Annotated in this window: 13 protein-coding genes; 10 read left to right on the top strand and 3 right to left on the bottom strand. The window is 53.0% G+C overall.

Translation table 11 applies throughout. From position 1 onward, the window contains the following. Positions 1 to 173 precede the first annotated feature (173 nt). The 6 genes from N24_RS02460 to N24_RS02485 all read left to right on the top strand — a co-directional run bounded on the left by N24_RS02460 (position 174) and on the right by N24_RS02485 (position 8,854). A complete protein-coding gene (locus N24_RS02460; RefSeq protein ID WP_096454023.1) occupies positions 174 to 866 on the top strand; it encodes a FadR/GntR family transcriptional regulator in 693 nt (230 codons plus the stop codon). Positions 867 to 962: 96 nt separating this feature from the next. Further along, positions 963 to 2,447, top strand: a complete 1,485-nt coding sequence (locus N24_RS02465) for a four-carbon acid sugar kinase family protein (protein ID WP_096454025.1) — start codon at positions 963 to 965, stop codon at positions 2,445 to 2,447. A 17-nt stretch (positions 2,448 to 2,464) separates the two neighbouring features. After that, positions 2,465 to 3,361, top strand: a complete 897-nt coding sequence (locus N24_RS02470; RefSeq protein ID WP_096454027.1) for an NAD(P)-dependent oxidoreductase — start codon at positions 2,465 to 2,467, stop codon at positions 3,359 to 3,361. Beyond that, positions 3,358 to 4,692: a GntP family transporter gene (locus N24_RS02475; RefSeq protein ID WP_096454029.1), complete on the top strand. Its 1,335-nt coding sequence runs from the start codon at positions 3,358 to 3,360 to the stop codon at positions 4,690 to 4,692. The genes N24_RS02470 and N24_RS02475 overlap by 4 nt, the downstream gene beginning before the upstream one ends. Before the next feature lie 582 nt (positions 4,693 to 5,274). Continuing rightward, positions 5,275 to 5,472, top strand: coding sequence for a CsbD family protein (locus tag N24_RS02480; protein ID WP_096454031.1), 198 nt, complete (start codon positions 5,275 to 5,277; stop codon positions 5,470 to 5,472). A gap of 1,219 nt (positions 5,473 to 6,691) precedes the next feature. Further along, entirely contained in the window at positions 6,692 to 8,854 is a 2,163-nt protein-coding gene (locus N24_RS02485) for a catalase (RefSeq protein ID WP_096454033.1), read from the top strand. 530 nt (positions 8,855 to 9,384) lie between these two features. On the opposite strand, the gene N24_RS02490 is transcribed toward N24_RS02485, so the two are convergent. The 3 genes from N24_RS02490 to N24_RS02500 form a co-directional block, all read right to left on the bottom strand. Further along, a complete protein-coding gene (locus N24_RS02490) occupies positions 9,385 to 9,933 on the bottom strand; it encodes an excalibur calcium-binding domain-containing protein (protein WP_167382000.1) in 549 nt (182 codons plus the stop codon). A 499-nt stretch (positions 9,934 to 10,432) separates the two neighbouring features. After that, positions 10,433 to 11,527 carry an FUSC family protein gene (locus tag N24_RS02495; protein ID WP_096454037.1) on the bottom strand — a complete coding sequence of 365 codons (1,095 nt, stop codon included), beginning with the start codon at positions 11,525 to 11,527 and terminating at the stop codon, positions 10,433 to 10,435. 148 nt (positions 11,528 to 11,675) lie between these two features. Next, positions 11,676 to 12,773: an alpha/beta hydrolase gene (locus N24_RS02500; RefSeq protein WP_096454039.1), complete on the bottom strand. Its 1,098-nt coding sequence runs from the start codon at positions 12,771 to 12,773 to the stop codon at positions 11,676 to 11,678. Between the two features lie 601 nt (positions 12,774 to 13,374). Between N24_RS02500 and N24_RS02505 the strand changes: the two genes are divergently transcribed. The 4 genes from N24_RS02505 to N24_RS02520 are packed head-to-tail and all read left to right on the top strand — an operon-like array spanning position 13,375 to position 18,167. Next, a complete protein-coding gene (locus tag N24_RS02505; protein WP_096454041.1) occupies positions 13,375 to 14,811 on the top strand; it encodes a polysaccharide biosynthesis tyrosine autokinase in 1,437 nt (478 codons plus the stop codon). Continuing rightward, positions 14,801 to 15,406 (top strand): arsenate reductase/protein-tyrosine-phosphatase family protein, encoded by a 606-nt coding sequence (locus N24_RS02510; RefSeq protein ID WP_096454043.1) that lies wholly within the window; start codon positions 14,801 to 14,803, stop codon positions 15,404 to 15,406. Before N24_RS02505 ends, N24_RS02510 begins: the two co-directional genes overlap by 11 nt. Then, positions 15,406 to 16,380: a WD40/YVTN/BNR-like repeat-containing protein gene (locus N24_RS02515; RefSeq protein WP_231910841.1), complete on the top strand. Its 975-nt coding sequence runs from the start codon at positions 15,406 to 15,408 to the stop codon at positions 16,378 to 16,380. Before N24_RS02510 ends, N24_RS02515 begins: the two co-directional genes overlap by 1 nt. Continuing rightward, positions 16,371 to 18,167 carry a polysaccharide biosynthesis protein gene (locus N24_RS02520; RefSeq protein ID WP_096454045.1) on the top strand — a complete coding sequence of 599 codons (1,797 nt, stop codon included), beginning with the start codon at positions 16,371 to 16,373 and terminating at the stop codon, positions 18,165 to 18,167. The genes N24_RS02515 and N24_RS02520 overlap by 10 nt, the downstream gene beginning before the upstream one ends. Positions 18,168 to 18,244: the final 77 nt, after the last annotated feature.

The following is an 18,244-nucleotide window of genomic DNA, read 5'->3' on the forward strand; positions in this document are numbered from 1 at the left end:
TGAAAAGTAATGTCCAAACATGCTTCTTAATAAATCGCCTCATTAAGATGTACTGTGAAAGAAGCTGTATTATTTTTTAAGTTTTCGCTGGTAGTGACCTTCCTCGCACGCGCGGGGATGGTTCTAATCCGTGTTATCTTGCACGGCGATTTAGTCCATCAAGGAGTTTTGAAATGCGCAAAGATCTGGTTACTCGGGGTATCGATCGCATGCTTGATGGAATTGCGGATGGTGATTTCGTAGTGGGGCAAGCGCTTCCGGCTGAAGCTGATTTGGCGGCGTATTTGGAAGTGTCTCGGCCAACGATGCGTGAGGTGATTCGCATTTTGGCCGACCGCGGAATTGTTGAGGTGAAGCACGGTCGGGGGACATATCTGGTTCCGCAGTCGCAGTGGCGGAGTGTGGAGACTTTGATCGGCATGGTTTCGCGGAATATGGGGGAGCGGGAGGTGGGGGATCATCTGGTGGAGATTCGTCGGATGATTGAGGTGGGGTCGTGTGGGCATGCGGCGGCGCGGGCAACCGAGGGGGATGTTGTGGAGATGCGTCGTCAGGTGGAGCGGTATGAAGCTGCGTCGGAGGCTGGGCTTGCTGCTGAATGTAGGGATGCGGATATGGCGTTTCATCAGCAGATTTTTTTAAGCACAAAGAATCCCTTTTTGACTGCGATTATTCAGCCGTTAAATGCGGCGTTGTCGGCGTCGAGGGAACTTACTAGTTCGATTCCCGAGGTGAGGGAGCGTGCGGCGTGGCATCATCGTCAGATTTTGGCGGCGATTGAGGCGGGTGACCAGGAGGGTGCAAAGAATGCGATGCGGGCGCATATGGATCAAACAAGCGGGGATATCGATAAGTTCCTGGACTAATTTAGTGAATTAAGTCACATATGTTTTGAATGGTGTTCCATCATGCCTATTGTGTAGTCCTAAGACCTCAGAGGTCTAAGGACTCTAGGAGATGGAATGTCTGAACCGATATCTGAACAAGTCATTAAGAAATCCCTGCGGGAGCTCATCCAAGCTTTTGAGCAGCAGCACCAAACCACGGTGCCGGAAACCGTTGATGTCACAGCGCAGCAAGTTCGGGATGCCGCAAACGGCACCAAAACCGAACCGATCTTCATCGTTTTAGATGACGATCCAACCGGAACCCAGTCGGTAGCCAACCTTCCTGTGCTCACCCGCTGGGAAAAGGAAGATTTGCAATGGGCTTTTGAACAAAAAGCGCCTGGCATTTATGTGATGACTAATTCACGGTCACTGTCAGCGGAAGATGCTAGACAGATCAACAAGGAAGTCGCCGAGGCTGCACTGCAAGTCGCCGCTGAGCAGGGCATTAAGGTTTCTTTTGTATCGCGCAGCGATTCCACGCTGCGTGGGCACTTTCCGCTGGAGCCTGAGGTGCTGGCGGAGAGCGTCGAAAAGCAAAATGGCCAGGTTGATGGCGTGATTGTGGTGCCTGCGTTTGGCGATGCCGGGCGGATTACGGTGGGCGGTGTGCATTATGCGGGCAGCGCGCGCGATGGGTTCATTCCGGTCGGGGAGTCGGAGTTTGCTCAGGATGCCACGTTTGGTTATCAGCACAGTGACCTGGCGGAATGGATTGAAGAAAAAACCGACGGGGCGACCAGCGCGGAGCAGGTGATCCGGATTCCACTCGATGTACTGCGTGCAGATCTTGCGCAGGTGACAACCAAGCTGTTGGAGGCAAAAAACCGCCAGCCGATTATCGCAGATATTGTCACTGAGCAGGATTTACGTCAGCTTTCTTTGGCTATCATCGCGGCTGAAGCGCAGGGTGCCCACTTTATTTATCGCGTTGGACCTCCTTTTATGCGCGCGAGGATTGGCCAGGATGTGCCCGCGCCGTTGGATGAGCAGGCGGTAGCTCAGGCGCGTACTGCCAGCACAGATGTTCAGGGCGGGTTGATTGTGGTTGGGTCGCATGTGCCGACAACCACGCGCCAGCTTCAGGCATTGCTGGCAGAAGACAGTGCACAGGTCGTGGAGCTGGATGTGCGTACCGTGCTTTCTGACAATCGCGACGCTTACCTCGAGGCCACGTCTGCAAAGGTCATTGAGCAACTTAGCCAGGGCAATGTTGTGTTGCATACCTCCCGCGAGCTGGTCACCGGCGCAACCGCGGATGAATCCCTGGCGATCGCGCGTGATGTGTCCGGAGCTCTCATCGCGGTGGTCAACGCGACGGCGCATGCGGTAAAGCCGAAGTTTGTCATCGCAAAGGGGGGAATCACTTCATCCGACGTGGCTAGCCGCGGCCTGGAAATGACCCGCGCCACGGTGATCGGCCCCATGCAGCCCGGCATCATTTCTCTCTGGCAATTAGGTGACGGCCCCGCAGCAGGCGTCCCCTACATCGTTTTCGCCGGAAATGTCGGCGATGACCAATCACTCGTCCACGTTGCCCACGTACTTTCACACGCTTAAAAGGAGTTTTCACTTTCATGTCTAATTTCACCATCACCATCGTTGGCCTCGGCGCAATGGGACTTCCCATGGCCACCAACCTGGCCACAGACTTCACCGTCCGCGGCGTTGATATCTCTGAGGAACGCCTCGCGCTCGGCAAAGGCGCCGGGATTGATGTCTACACCAACGTCCAAGAAGCCGCCACCGGCGCCGACGCTGTTCTCCTCGCAGTACGCAACCAGGCGCAGCTCGAACAAGCACTCTTCGGCGACACCGGAATCGCCTCCGTCCTCACCCCAGGCGCAGCCATCATCGTCACATCCACCGTGGGCATCGAAGCCATCGACGTAGTTGCCCCACGACTTAAAGAGCAAAAGATTTTGCTTGTCGACGCCCCCGTCTCCGGCGGCCCCGTCCGCGCCGGGGAAGGCGACCTGCTGGTCACCGTCGGCGCGGACGATGAAGCATACGACAAGGTACTGCCTGTTTTGGAAGCGATGTCCTCCACCTTGGTTCGCGTGGGAGATGCAGCTGGCAAGGGGCAGGCAATGAAAACTGTTAACCAATTGCTGTGCGGTATTCACATCGCAGCTGCTGGCGAAGCCCTAGCGCTTGCGAACCGTTTGGGACTTGATGAAAAGGTGGCATTGGACGCACTCATGGGTGGCGCGGCCTCTTCATTCATGCTGGGTGATCGTGGTGCCCGCATGCTTGAGGCTTACGGCGAAGAGCCAGTAGAAGTGAAAAGTCGCCTAGATATCTTTGTAAAAGACATGGGCATTGTCACCGATGCAGCACGCAAAGCAGGACTTGGTGTCCCGCTAGCCGCTGCAGCGGAGCAAGAATACCTCGCGGGACTTGTCCGAGGCATGGGCGCTGAAGACGATTCCTCCATCATTCGTGTTGTTGCACCTGAAAGGATCGAAGGATGACCGGTATTGCACTCCTCGGGCTAGGCCTTGCTGCCATTGCAGTTCTGCTGGTGTTAGTTATCTGGGCTAGAGTCCCAGCATTCCTAGCCCTCCTGATTGTTTCCATTGCCACGGCAGTGTTATCAGGAATCCCACTTGCTGAATCAGTAGGCGTGGTGACCAAGGGTATTGGTAACACGCTGGGGTCTGTCATTGTGGTGGTTGGTCTCGGTGCGATGCTGGGACGAATGATCGAAGTATCCGGAGGTGCTGATGCACTAGCCCGGTACTTCACCAACATGCTCAAACCCACCCGCGTTATCGCAGCGATTGTTTCTGCAGCCTTCATTCTGGGCATCCCGGTATTCTTCGACGTCGGATTCATCATCCTGGCACCGATCATCTTCGGTTTCGCCCGCGCAGCAGGTATCCACCCACTCAAAATTGGTATGCCAGTTGCCGGTGCACTGCTCACAGTCCACGTGGCACTTCCACCACACCCAGGACCCGTGGCGGCAGCTGAAATTGTGGGTGCAGATATTGGAACGATGCTTGCCATTGGTCTCCCAATCTCCGCATTAACCACTGTGATCGGCTACTTTGCAGCAAAGCTATTCAAACTTGGGGAATATGAACTTGGCGATTCACCAGCCATGGAACAGCCAGAAGCCGTAACCAACCCGCCATCAGCATGGACAGTGATTGGATTAATCCTGCTGCCTATCTTGCAGATCCTGATCGGAACCGGTGGCGCGTTAATTACTGAAGAAGGCAGCACAGCGCACTCTATTATTTCCTTCGTTGGTGCAGCACCAGTTGCTTTGATTGTCGCAGTGGTTGTGGCCTGGTTTGTTTTAGGGCGCCAGCAAAAATGGTCGCTTACGCATGGATCATCAGTTATTGACTCCGCACTCCCGGCCGTAGCGATCATCATCTTTGTTACCGGCGCAGGCGGCGGCTTTGCCAACGTACTGGTGGAGTCCGGCATCGGACAAGTTCTTTCCGACATGCTTGTTGCAACCAATATGCCACTCATTTTGATGGCTTATGTGATGGCACTTGCACTACGAGCAGCCCAAGGATCCGCAACGGTATCCATGCTGACCACCGGCGGTTTGCTTGCGACCTCAATTGCAGAAGCAGGACTTGGCGGAGCCGAGACAGCATTGATAGCACTGGCCATTGGATTCGGAGCATTGGGACTGTCCCACGTTAATGACTCGGGCTTCTGGATTGTCACGAAATACCAAGGGTTATCAGTGAAACAGGGCTTGAAAACTTGGACGGTTTTGTCCACTGTGTTCTCACTAGCAGGGTTTGTGATCTCTGCGGGAGTTTATGCGGTTTTATAGTTCTAGATTTTGTATTGGCAAGTGGGAGTAAAAGCGCTGGGGTGGAAGCACTTCAGCGCTTTTACTATTTGTAACACATGTGAAAGTCCCCTGTGTAAGACCTGGTTCTCCGTATTTCTACTACCGCATCGCCGGATTTGACCTGGTGGCTCTTAGCGCCACGGGGTAGTGGCTTAAAACAATGAAAATGCTATCTCGTTGGCGCATGTGCCTGTTGAAAACTTGATAGGCATGGGTGTAATTTCCTGGAACTGATCACCGTGGGTCAGACTGACGAGAACGATTTAGAAAAGTTGATCATTCTTTTGATGAAACGTACTGGTGGCATAGCCCGGGGATTAAGAGACGACCTATTTCTGCTGCAAAAACTTCAGGGTTATTGCGTTAGTGAAGGCCGTGATTCTTATTCTCAGCTCGCGCCGGGAAGGCAGAGGAGATGCTGTTAGCGTGCCTTTCTTACCTGCCGCCCTTGGATTCATCTGTGCGGTCTTTAAGAAACATTATGCTGAGAAGATAGAAATTAGCGTTAGAGGTTCGCTAGGATCGGCCTTGTAAGCTCATTCTCTTTGAAAGGTGTTTTTCATGGGTATAGACGACAAGCTTAAAAACAAGGCTGAAGATTTCGGAGGTAAGGCGAAAGAAGCAGCAGGAAAAGCCAGCGGAGATGACACTTTGGAAGCTGAGGGCAAGGCCGACCAGGTTAAGTCCAGTGCTAAGGACGCTGCCGAGAAGGCCAAAGACAAGGTGGCTGAGGGATTTAATAAAATCACCGGAAACTAATAGCTTCTACTGTGAGGAACAGGCGCAGGCCAGTTACCTTATAGGTGTTTTACCCGCGCCTAAAGGTTGTGTTGTGGATAAGGGAAATGCAAAGGCCCTGATCCGGCACTTGTAGGGTTCTGGTGGCGTATTTTTCTATCCATCACTACTTTTTCACTAAATGCCCCATCGAAAAACTCGGCAGTGTAGCGCTGCCGAGTTTTTTCATTTGTGCTCGTTAGTTTTTGAGCCAGTTTGATTGAGTTGTTCTTTCACGCTGCTCATCCATGTTGTTGGAGGTATGCGGACAAAGTATTCCCCGGCGACAGCCCCTTATTACTAATTTGCCCATACATCCCCGGCCACTCCTATCAAGTTGGGTGATCTTGTTGCCGGGACACCACGTCTGACACACCCCGGAAGGAACGACAAGCGGGATAGTTTCTGCTGTGAACTCTGAAGTGTCCCAGGTTTTGTTCCGTCTGAGTAGATGGGAAAATCTGGTACGTGCCAAAGAAGTTTGACCAGGAAGCCAAGGACCGTGTGGTCCGCCTGGCAGAGGGTCGTTTTCGAAGCGGGCTGCTCCGAGCATGGCGTCTAGTTCATCTTTGATGCTATCCGTATCGTTGCGAGCGTTAATGTCGTTTGACTCACCTCACCCCACGACCCCTAGCCTTAGATTAGGGGTCGTTGCATTTTTCGGGTATGGATCGGTAGGGCGGACCCGATTATTATCCTGGTTCGACGCCTTTATGTGGAAGTGCTTTTCCAGCCGGTTCGGGGAGCGACCATAAGCACATCCCTGATCCCCTCTGCGCTGACGCGGAATCGATTTGCTTGGCTTTTGGTCTTTCGCCAAGCGGGTTGAAATTTTACCAACAGCTCATGGCGGGAGGTTCCTTGCTTTTCTTTAAGAAACTTTTTCTGCTCTTTCCAGTCACGACAGTCATCCTTTGCGCGTGGAAAGGGTGTGATGAAAGTGGATGCTACCTCCTGTAGGAGGCGTCTGCACGACCAGGAGAACCCCTTTGCGTTGCACAATCGGCTTCACCCCGCACCGTCAGAGGCGGAGTCGGCACTTGGACATGTGGGCGTCGTCACGCTTACGGACCCGGGAAACCACCAAAACACCCATCGGGATTCGACAGTCCCCAGGTGAGAGCGTGGGGGCTGACTCGTCAGGCTGGTTTTCTCTATCCTCGCGTATGTACCCAATAACCGATTTGTAGGAGGAGAGAAGATGGCCCCGAAGTCCAACCCCGCAGCCTCCCCGCAGGGCGATAAGGCCCCCGGCACCCCAGGCAATGCCACCCCAGACAAGAACGAGCCCACTATTCCGACCACGCCTCCCGAACGTAAAGCGGACCAGCAGCCGCCGTCGGCTGTTTCCCCGACTGGCTGCCCGTTCCACATCGGCGCCGGCGAGTCCGATCCCCGCGCCCAGCAGGGTGAGTACCTGACCACAGCTCAGGGGGCACGCTTGAGCGAGACCAGCCACTCGCTGCGCGCCGGCACCCGTGGCCCCTTGCTCATGCAGGACCACCATTTCCGCGAAAAGATCACCCACTTCGACCACGAGCGCATCCCTGAGCGCGTGGTCCACGCGCGCGGCGCAGGCGCACACGGCGTGTTCAAAGCCAATGGTGCAGCCTCTAAGATTTCCAAGGCGGGTGTGTTTACCAAGGATAAGGAAACCCCCGTATTCGTGCGCTTTTCCACTGTGCTGGGTTCGCGTGGCTCCGCTGACAGCGTGCGCGACACTCGCGGCTGGGGCGTGAAGTTCTACACCGATGAGGGCACCTGGGACCTGGTGGGCAACAACATCCCGGTTTTCTTCATCCAGGATGGCATCAAGTTCCCGGACGTCGTTCACGCTGCCAAACCGCACCCGGACCGGGAGATCCCCCAGGCGCAAAGTGCGCATGACACGTTCTGGGACTTCGCGGGCCTTCATACGGAGGCCACTCACCACACCTTCTGGAACATGTCGGACCGTGGAATCCCCCGTTCCTTCCGCACCATGGAAGGCTTCGGCATCCACACCTTCCGCATGATCAACGACGCCGGTGAGACCACCCTGGTCAAGTTCCACTTCAAGCCACGTCTCGGCGTCCACTCCCAAGTGTGGGAGGAAGCGCAGATCACCGGTGGCGTGGATCCGGACTTCCACCGTCGCGATCTCGCCGACGCCATCGAGGCCGGCTCCTACCCTGAGTGGGACCTGGGTGTTCAGGTCTTCCCGGACACCAAGGAGCAGATGTTCGAGGGCATTGATCTACTCGACCCGACGAAGATCGTCCCGGAGGAGCTCGCCCCGGTGGAGATCATCGGCACCCTGACCTTGAACAGGAACCCAGGCAACTACTTTGAGGAGACCGAACAGGTCGCCTTCCACCCGGGCCACCTGGTTCCCGGTATTGACGTGACCAACGACCCGTTGCTACAGGCACGCCTGTTTTCCTACCTGGACACCCAGATCAGCAGGCTGGGCGGGCCGAATTTCTCCCAGCTGCCGATCAACCGCCCGCACGCGCCCGTCAACGACAACCTCCGCGACGGCATGTACCAGCAGGGCGCGCATACGGGCGTCGCACCCTACAAGCCGAACAGCCTGGACGGGGGAAACCCAACCGAGGCGAGCGTGAACGAGGGTGCACTTATCGATGTCCCGCAACCCGTTGAGGGCCACATCACCCGTGAGAACCCGGCCACCTTCGAGGACCACTTCTCGCAGCCGCGCATGTTCTACTTGTCCCTGTCGGACGTGGAGAAGCAGCACCTGACCGACGCATTCTCATTCGAGCTGGGCAAGTGCTACGAGGAGAACGTCAAGCTCCGATACCTTGACGTTCTGGCCCACGTGGACCAAGGCCTGGCAGAAGCCGTCGCGGACAACCTAGGTCTGCCCTACCCGGAGCCTCAAGACGTCGCCGATGTGCAACCGTCGCCTGCTCTGTCCCAGGTGGGCGGCACCTGGCCCGTCGACGGCCGTCAGGTCGCGGTTCTAATCAACTCCGGAGCAGACCTCCGTGGTGTGGGTACGCTTCTGGATACCCTCTTCGACGACGGCGTGACCCCGCTGATCGTCTCGGATAAGGGCGGCACCGTTACTACAGACGGCGCAGAGGTCTCCGTGTCGCGCACCTACCTCACCGCGCGCTCCATCGAGTTTGATGCTGTCGTGGTGGTCAACCCTCCTGCGATCCCGGAGGTGGACACAATGTTGGGTGAATTTGAGCGTCACAAGAAGGCAATCATCCTCGCCGGGCCGGATGCCGACGTCGCACTGGGTGCTGCTCGCGTCGCAGTCGACCAGCCCGGTATCGTCGCCGTCGACTCTCCTTCCCAGGCTGCGGGCCCGGTGACGGAGCTTCTTGCCTCTCACCGCGTCTGGGAGCGGTAGGAGGCAAATGTTGATATCGTGGCACCCGGAAAATCGCCGGATCTGCCGGGTGCCACGATGAGACTCACTTACTGATTGCGTTGTGCAACAGTCGCACAGTCCTGTCGAATCGGTGCGGGAATGTTTTTGCACCGTGCTGCCCGCATTTTCTTTCTTCTGGCGGGTTAAACGTGGGTGCAAGAGACGAGAAGGTGGGGTCGGGTCTACAATCCCGAGTTTCCACAGTATATGAGATGTTTGCGCTCTACTTGCTGCTTTGAAGTGTTTGGCTCTCAGAATGTCGAGGGAATAAAAGGCGCCACAAAATGTTAGTTTGTGACGCCTTTTAGGCCTAGTAAAAGACCAATTGGAATTTGATCAGTCGTGATTAACCCACAATTAGGGCAAGAGTCACGTAGTAGGACTCAGAGTCTTTTCCAACTGCAACACCGAATGGGATAGAAGTACGGGAGAGATCTCCGAAGTCTCAGGAGGCTCAATAACTTCCGTAGTCTCCACAGCTCCCAATCTTCCAGAACTTAAAACCCAAACTACCGAGGGCGTGATTCGCAGCCGATGCCGTCGCGGTCGCGGTCGAGGTGTGTGCCGTAGCCTGGATCGCTTTGGCGGATGGACCTTCCCAGGACGTTCCATACTTCGGTGCAGTTTTTGTAGGTGCGGTTGGTCTGTACTGGGGCTGGAGCAGGCGCAGGAGCGACAACCTGGGGTGCGACGGCCTGAGGAGCGACGGCCTGAGGTGCAGGGGCAGGGGCGGGAGCAGGCGCCTGAGGTGCCAATGCTGGGGGATTTGGAATGATTCCTGGGAGGGGATTTGGGATCATGCGCTGTTGTACTGCCCAGTGCACACCACCTGCGATAAGTCCGCCGACTGCGGCGATAGCTGCGATACCGAAGATGATGTCCCGGTTGGAGAGGTCAGAATCTTCGGAATCCTCTGAACTTCCTGAGCTTGTGCCACTGCTTAGTTCAGATGACACGGAGGTGTCAGTGTCTGTGTCCACGGTTTGCGCCTGCACTGGCGAGATGGTGGAAAAGGCGATCGCGGTGGTCGCGAGCATGGTGATGATGGTTTTACGCATGCCAATCATCTTGGCACTAGCTGTCGAAATTATTACTATTTTCTGTCAGTGCTCCCCTTTTTTGGGTGTATAGGAGGTGCTATTTTCCAGGTATCTAGCGCGCAGGCACCCCGTTAAGCTACATGCCCGGTGCAAGCTTTTTGCTTATCGACGCCCCCTCGGCCACAATCCACCCAGCCCCAATGCAACTTCAATGAGATACCACCCGCGTTATATTTACCCCGCGGGGAATCGAAGTTGGGTTGGGTTGGATGTAAACGCTTTACACACATGCCACGGTCTGTTCGTTATCTATGCAAGATGGAATTGATTTGAAAATCTTAGGATGAAGTTGAATCGGAGTGTTTACGCCTGGCGGGGATAGTGTCAGACCCCAGCAACTGTGACGTGGCTGATCGGTTACTAAACACTCTTGCTCTGAGGCTTCTGGGCTAAAAGAGAGTTGTGTAATGCCACTTTCACACATAGCCCGTGAGTGCTGTAGATGATTACGGGGAATTTAACTATTATGCTCTTTATCTTCCGCTTTTCTAGTGGTCACAGCATCATCGACAAGCGAAGAAAGGTGAAACAAACTGGTGAGGAGAGAACCATAGATAGGCCACTTCTTTGAAGTTAATTGTTGATCCTCACTCATTTCACTTGAAAGTTTAGAAAGTCGGTCGCGGATAGGATCAATTTCCTGATTCGGATCTGCGAGCAGAGCTCCGGCATCGCGCATAAGCGATACCCACTGTTGTTGGAATACTGGATCCCAATCGGAATCTATATTCGGGGTATCACGAAGAGTCCGGGCAAGGTGGCGTAAATGAGCGATCCCTTCATCAATGCGGGTGAGGTTTGATTCATAGCTGGTTTCCGTAGGCTGCGGGCGGCCCCCTCGGATGCGGATTTTACGAGGATTAATCCGGCGGCTTTCTCGAGCGAACCGCACGGAGTGCCACGCTTTTTCTAAGTCATTGTTAATAGAATTAATTTCTTCCAGCCACTCATCTGCATTGTCGATATTCCACTTTTCTGCAAGCTCATCGGCCATTTTTTGCAAAACCTCACCCATCCTCCGATCTAAGCTTCCTACCACCATGTTTGCCTCCTGGTCGCGTAAGGGAGGAAAGATGATGAGGTTGATGGCTATGGCAACAGCCACGCCGAGCAGGATCTCTAAAATACGGTCGTATAAAAGGGGTTGTTGATCATCAAACCCGGAGGCAAGAAGAAAAATGGATGTAGTAGCAATCCCTATTCCTTCCGCGCGGAGCTTTGGTACTCGTGCACCTATTAATCCTATGACCATTGCAAGGCCAAAAGTCCACACATTGACGTCTAAGTAAGTGCCTATGACAAAGGAAAGTCCAACTCCGATGACAGAAGCAATTGCAGTTTGAATTCCACTGATAAAGGTGTGGTAGACGGTGAATTGCATCGTCATTAATGCTACCCAGGGAGCTAAAAAGGGCAGTTGGGAGTGGAGGAGGTTAACCGAAATCCACCACGTGACTGTCGCAGCAAGTGCTGATTTAAAAACCTGCAGTGCATCTGATTGGACTGCGGGTGAGCGAATTTTTTCTACTAATGAGGTGGTTATTTCAGCCACGAGTCTCTCTTCGACGGGGATGGTTTTACAGAAGCCTATCCGAGTTCCCGTCGAAAAGGGCGAGCCTAGTATGGCGAGGCAATAAAGATGGCAAAACCGGCTGCCTTTTAGACTTAAAAGGCAGCCGGTTTTAATGTTAAATCTGTTTCTAGGCCTCTAGCTCAAATGCGCGGGCGAAGGTGGTCCAAGATCCGCGGAGGTCATCTTGCCACCAGCCCCATGAATGGGTGCCAGTTGGGCGGAGGTTCCAGTCGGCTGGGATTCCTGCGGAATCAAGCTTTGCTTTGAGGTCGTGGGTGCACTTGTTGGTTGCAGCTTCGATGATGCCGCCGGTTACTACGGTTTCTGCCATTGCAACGGACTGTACCTGCTGGTTGAGTCCTTCAAAGCGTGGGCTATCTACAGATTCCCATTCGCCAGCTAGGCCAGAAGCGTTGGAGACGTAAAGTTCAGTTCCGCGTAGTTTGTCGGAGTTGATCAGTGCGTCGTTGTAGATGTTGTATTCGCCACCGCGTGCTCCCCACATCTGTTCTGGGGTTGCGTTGCCGCGGTCGAGGGTGAGTTTGAGGTATTCCCATGGGAGCAGGCTGGAGGTTGCTGCGCATCCGGAGAAGGATGCTGCTGCATCGTAGAAGCCTGGGTAGTGCTGAGGGAAGAGTAGGGAAGTGGTTGCCGACATGGACATGCCGGCGATTGCGCGCTGGCCGTCAGTGTTGAGCTTTTCTTCCAATGGTCCTGGAAGTTCCTTGACTAGGAAGGTTTCCCACATTTGCTTACCACCGAGGTTGGCGTTTTCTTCTACCCAGTCGGTGTAGTACGAGAACTTGCCTTCCATTGGGATAACCACGTTGACGTTCTTCTCCAGGTAGAAATCCAGAACGTCAGTCTGCATAACCCAGTTAGCTGCGCCTTCGCCACCGTCGCCACCGTTAAGAAGGTAAATCACAGGACGAGGACCTGCGGACTCATCGGCAGTGATAACTACCAGTGGCACATTGCGGTCCATGGAAGGGGAGTATGCCCACATTTCTTTGACGCGCTCGTCTGCTGCGTTGACGTATGCGCGCCAGCGAGGAACGGACTGCTCATTCTCAGGAACGCCATCGGTGATGGTGGATTGTGCAGTGTCGCCTGCAACGTCTGCCGGGGTTAGCTCAGCAGCGCCTGCAATAGATGGCGTGGCAATTGTGGACATCGCGATTCCCAGCGCAATGGCTGGTGCAGCGATACGGCGAAGAAGCTTCATACGTCTTTCCCTCGTGAACTTGTGGTTGGTAGCCCTGACCCTCGCCATTACATGACCAGTTAGGGGCTGCAGGGCGTAAACCCACTTATCGATAATATAAACCAAAGCTGGGCTAGCAGCCCGTTGTGCACTGCATCTTGGAATAGAATGTGGCGCACCTTTCATTTACATCGAGAACTCAAGCAACAACGTTAACAGGCATCTCAGCTTTTCGGAATCATCCTGTTAAGAATCCGATAAACAAAGCCGAATAGATCCCACTCAATTAATGCCTTTAAATTCAAATACTTCCCGTCGTTCACTCCCCTAGAAGTACCCCCTCAAATTGAGATCACGAATCGAAAGCGTCTAAGAAATACTAAGGTCAATCCGAAAATAACTTAAATCCTGCATAAGAGTAACGCCTGCTATGTATCTTAAATTTCATGTCCTGCCCCACAAATTTGGAAATTGCGCTGAACTAAAATCAATTTCAAGCTAAATTAAGGAAACTGAGCTTCTGACCTATTCAGCGCTGGATTATTTCTGGCATTTTCTTGGCAGTCAGTGAGTTGCAAACGTTCTATTGGTTAAAAAATGATCTGCAAGAGGACTGCAAAATATGGAATTACGGGAATACGCGACGATCCTCATAAAGAATTGGGTGCTTATTGTTATTGCAGCCATTCTTGGTGTTGCTGCAGGCGCAGGTTTTTCGCTTTTGGCTACTCCGGAGTATCAGTCTCGTACTCAGTTGTATGTTTCGGTGCGTTCGGGGGCTGGAACGACTTCTGACATGGTTCAGGGTGCTAACTTTTCGCGTCAGATTGTGAATAGTTATGTTGATGTCATTAAGACGGGTGTTGTCTTAGAGCCGGTTGTTGATGAGCTGGGTCTGGAGCTGACGGCTAATCAGCTGAGTTCTCATATCACTGCGGCTTCTCCTGCTGATACTGCGTTGATTAACATCACTGCGTCTAGTCCCTCTCCTCAGCAGGCGGCTGAGATCGCCAATGCAGTGGGGGAGAGCTTCAAAAACGTTGTGCAGTCTGAATTGGAACCGGATACCGGCACGGGCATGAGCCCCGTTAACCTGACTACCACCCAGGAAGCCTTGGAGCCTAGTTCTCCGGTCAGCCCTAACGTCTTGATGAATATCCTTCTGGGACTTCTCGTTGGTCTTGCAGTCGGTGTTGGTATTGCAGTGCTTCGTGCGGCTTTGGATACTCGTATTCATTCCTTGCGCGATATTGAAGAAGTTACTGATAAGCCACTTCTGGGTGGAATCGTTGCGGATTCTGAGGTTGAGAAGCACCCGTTGATCATTAAGCACAAGCCACATAGTGCTATTGCTGAGTCTTTCCGTACTTTGCGTACTAACCTGCAGTTCCTTAATGTCGGCGGCTCATCTTCGGTATTTGTTTTCTCCTCCGCTAATCCGGGTGAAGGTAAGTCGACCACTTCTGTAAACCTTGCTTTGGCGCTTGCGGAGGCCGGCTCCCGTGTGGCACTGATTGAAGCTGACCTGAGACTTCCTCGCGTAAGCAAGTACCTCGGAGTTGAGGGCAACGCAGGTCTGACTGACATTCTCATTGGCAAGGCTGAGGTTAATGATGTGTTGCAGCGTTGGGGTAGGACTCAAATGTACTATCTCCCGGCCGGTCGCATTCCGCCGAACCCGAGCGAGTTGCTTGGTTCTGCTGAGATGGACAAGGTCATCGCGGAGCTTGAGGAAAGCTTTGATTACGTGATCATCGATGCCCCTCCAGCGTTGGCGGTTACCGATGCTGCGGTTATTGGTCATGGCAAGGCTGGCATCCTGATTGCCGTCTCCGCAGGTTCCACGAAGAAACCTGAGCTGGAAGCTACCCTGTCCACGCTTGACAATGCCGATGCCAATGTTGTTGGCGTTGTCGCTACGATGCTTCCTCCAAAGTCTGTGGCTGGTTATGGCTACGGAAATTACGGCTACGGCGACACCTCCAAAATCAACGCCCCAAAGCCCGAAAACACCGACACCACCAACACCGACACCACCAAGGCTGACAATGAGCAATAGCTTCACTATTCTCACTGTCTGTACTGGAAACATTTGCCGCTCCCCGTTAGCTAAGCAGCTACTTGAGCTTGAGCTTCCGGGGGCAGATATAATCCGCGTTGATTCTGCCGGTGTTCAGGCGATGGTTGATTCGCCTATGCCGGAGCAGTCTTTGGAAATCGCACGTCAACAGGGCATAGATAACCCTGAGGGGCACCGAGCTAAGCAGATTACTGAGAAGCTCATAAACCAATCTGATCTCATTCTTGCGCTGGATCGGGGGCATCGAAAATCAATTGTCCAGCTAAGTCCGCGTGCAACCCGTAAGGTTTTTACTGTTGTTGATCTTGCCAGGTTAATTGAGGTAACAACTGATGCTGATCTGCAGGAAGAGCTCAATCTGGCAGGGGATTCTGCGATCGAGAGGCTTCATGCGACAGTCGAGGCTGCTCGTCTTAGCCGCAGTGAATTGAATCCTCTGGATAACCCCGCAGATGAAGATATTGTTGACCCGTACGGAAAGAGTCAATCGGTTTATGAGGCATCGGCGAGTCAGCTAATTCCAGCTATTCGTTTGATTGCTTCTTATTTGAACAAAGCACTGGAGTCTGCCTAATGGCGAGGAAGTATCGGGTGGGTCAACGCCAACGTGCTTGGCCTATATGGTTAAGCATTCTTGTTATTGTCGTGCTTTTGGTTGGGGCTGGAGCGCTTTCGGTTTTTGCCCTTAAAAGCGTAAAAGAAAGCGATAAAAACGAAGGCTTTTCGACGACTAAAGATGCTTTCGTAGAGCAGGCAAACACTGAAGCTCCTGCTGAAGTAGTTGAAGAGGCTTCAATTGTGGAAAGTGACGCGGCAGGGGCAGAAGTAGTGCCGCTAGTAGCACCGCAGCGACAAATTGCTCAATATGAAAATACAGCGGTGCGGGCAGAGGTTGGTACTTGTACGGACCCCGGCATGCTAGAGGTTTCCACCAATGGTGGAGAAACGTGGGTCTCTTCAGAATCCTTTACTAAAACCAGCGCGACTCAGGTACTCCGACTCATTCCAGTAAGTACCTCAGACATTTTTGTTGTGGCACTCAATGCAGACTGTGAGCCGAGGATTTACGGAACTACTAATCAAGGCCAAAACTGGCAGGAGCCAGTTTCCGCAGTAGGTACCTGGTATTTGAATCCTTTAACTCCTACTCAGTTGACAGCACCTGGTGGAACAAAAACGATTGGGTGTGAGGCACTCTCGATCTCTGCGAGAACCGACAGCAATGTAGATGTGCTGTGTACAGACGGCCAGATCATTTCCACAACTGACGGTGGCACAACGTGGTCGGATCCGATTCATATTGATGGTGCTCTGAACGTAGGGCATTCAAATGGTGACCAAGTCTTGATGGCACAACAGCCCGGTGTGTGTCGCGGCATTCAGTTCAGTGCGGGTACGCAGGACTCAGATAACAGTACGTGTCTGGAAACTGAGCTCCTTGGTGAGGATGCTGGTCAAATCGCAGCAACCCGATTTGGAGAATCAATTTTGGCCTGGGTTGGTCAGACCCAGTTTATTTCTGAAGATGGTGGACAATCATGGCAATAATAGCTGGCAAGGCTGGTCAAGACCTTAGGGGTTCAGTTCCTGTAGGAAAGGTACTTTTCTTAAATGACGCATTAGCTTGGGTTGCTGCGTTGTTTATCGGTGTCATCTTGAGGTATGAATTCAACATCGATTCCATCAATTGGGCAGCTTATGTTGGGTTTGCCATTGCTGCAGTTGTGTTGCAGTTTGTACTTGGCCTCGTCCTTCACCTGTATCGAAAAGGTCTGCGTTATCCTTTCGGAAGCTTTGAAGACACGCTTAACGTTTCCATTTCCGTCATCGTTGTTGGTGTTGTCCTCTGGATGGCATCGATGTTCTTGGGGGAGCGTTTAGGAATCTCACGGGGAGTAATGCTGCTTGTTATTCCCTTGGCACTCGTCATGGTTTTGAGCATTCGTTACCTTGCTCGTATGCGCGTTGAGCGTCTGCGCCGTCCAGCGGCCAATTCGACACCTGCATTGATTCTTGGCGGTGGATACATTGGTACAAACCTAATTCAATGGATGATGTCGGATCCGAAATCGCCTTTCCGCCCAGTTGGTGTCATTGATGACAATCCTGAATTAGCCTGGCAACGAGTTCGTGGGGTCCCAGTTCTTGGAACTTTTGATGATATCGCGAGCGTTGCTTCCGATACCCGTGCGGAGCTGTTGATTGTTGCTATCGGTGATGCCAACTCCGCGTTGTTGAGGCGGGTCCAGGATGTAGCAAATAAGAACGGCCTTTCAGTCAAAGTTATGCCAGCAATTGACCGCGTGGTGTCAAAGGGCGTTCGTGGCAATGATCTTCGTGATCTCTCTATTGAAGATTTGCTTGGTCGCCAACCAGTTGAAACCAACGTTTCAGAGATCACTGGCTACCTCACTGGCAAGCGTGTTCTCGTTACCGGTGCTGGCGGTTCGATCGGTGCGCAGCTGTGCACGGAAATTGCTAAATATGGACCATCTGAGTTGATCATGCTGGACCGTGATGAGACCGGTTTGCAGCAAGTTCTGATCAACGTTGCTGGCAACGGTCTTCTTGATACAGATGCAGTGGTACTTGCTGATATTCGTGAAGCGGATGCTTTGAAAGAGCTATTCTTGAAGCGACGCCCAGAAGTTGTTTTTCACGCCGCAGCTCTCAAGCACTTGCCAATGCTTGAACAGTATCCAGATGAAGGCTGGAAGACTAACGTCTTGGGAACTCTAAATGTTCTTGCTGCCGCTGAAGCCGTTAACGTCGAAACCTTTGTCAATATCTCCACCGATAAAGCGGCCAACCCCACCAGCGTCTTGGGACACTCAAAGCGAGTAGCCGAAAAACTGACTGCTTGGTACGGCAAAAATTCCTCCAGTAAGTACCTCTCCGTTCGTTTCGGAAATGTCATTGGTAGCCGCGGTTCTATGCTGCCAACCTTCACACGATTGATCATGGAGGATAAACCTCTGACAGTGACACATCCAGATGTCACTAGGTTCTTCATGACAATTCCAGAGGCATGTCAGTTGGTTCTGCAAGCTGGTGGAATTGGACGTTCCGGTGAGGTTCTGATTCTTGACATGGGTGAACCTGTAAGCATCCTTGAGATTGCTCAGCGCATGATCGCGATGTCAGGTAAAGATATTGACATCGTGTTCACTGGACTTCGTGAAGGTGAAAAGATGCACGAAGAGCTGGTTGGAGAAGGCGAGACGGAAGACCGTCCATTCCACTCAAAGATCTCTCATGCACATGCGGAGAGTTTGGCTCCCAAAAACCTAGATAGGGATCGTTTTATGGAACGAGCAGGAAAGCGAGCTCACTAGGCTCTTTGGTATAAGAGCAGGACAAGGATGTCTCAACGCTAGTCGTAAAATTAGTTTCTACAGTATTAATGCGGAAG

It is taken from the genome of Corynebacterium suranareeae (genome assembly GCF_002355155.1).
Taxonomy (GTDB): Bacteria; Actinomycetota; Actinomycetes; order Mycobacteriales; family Mycobacteriaceae; genus Corynebacterium; species Corynebacterium suranareeae.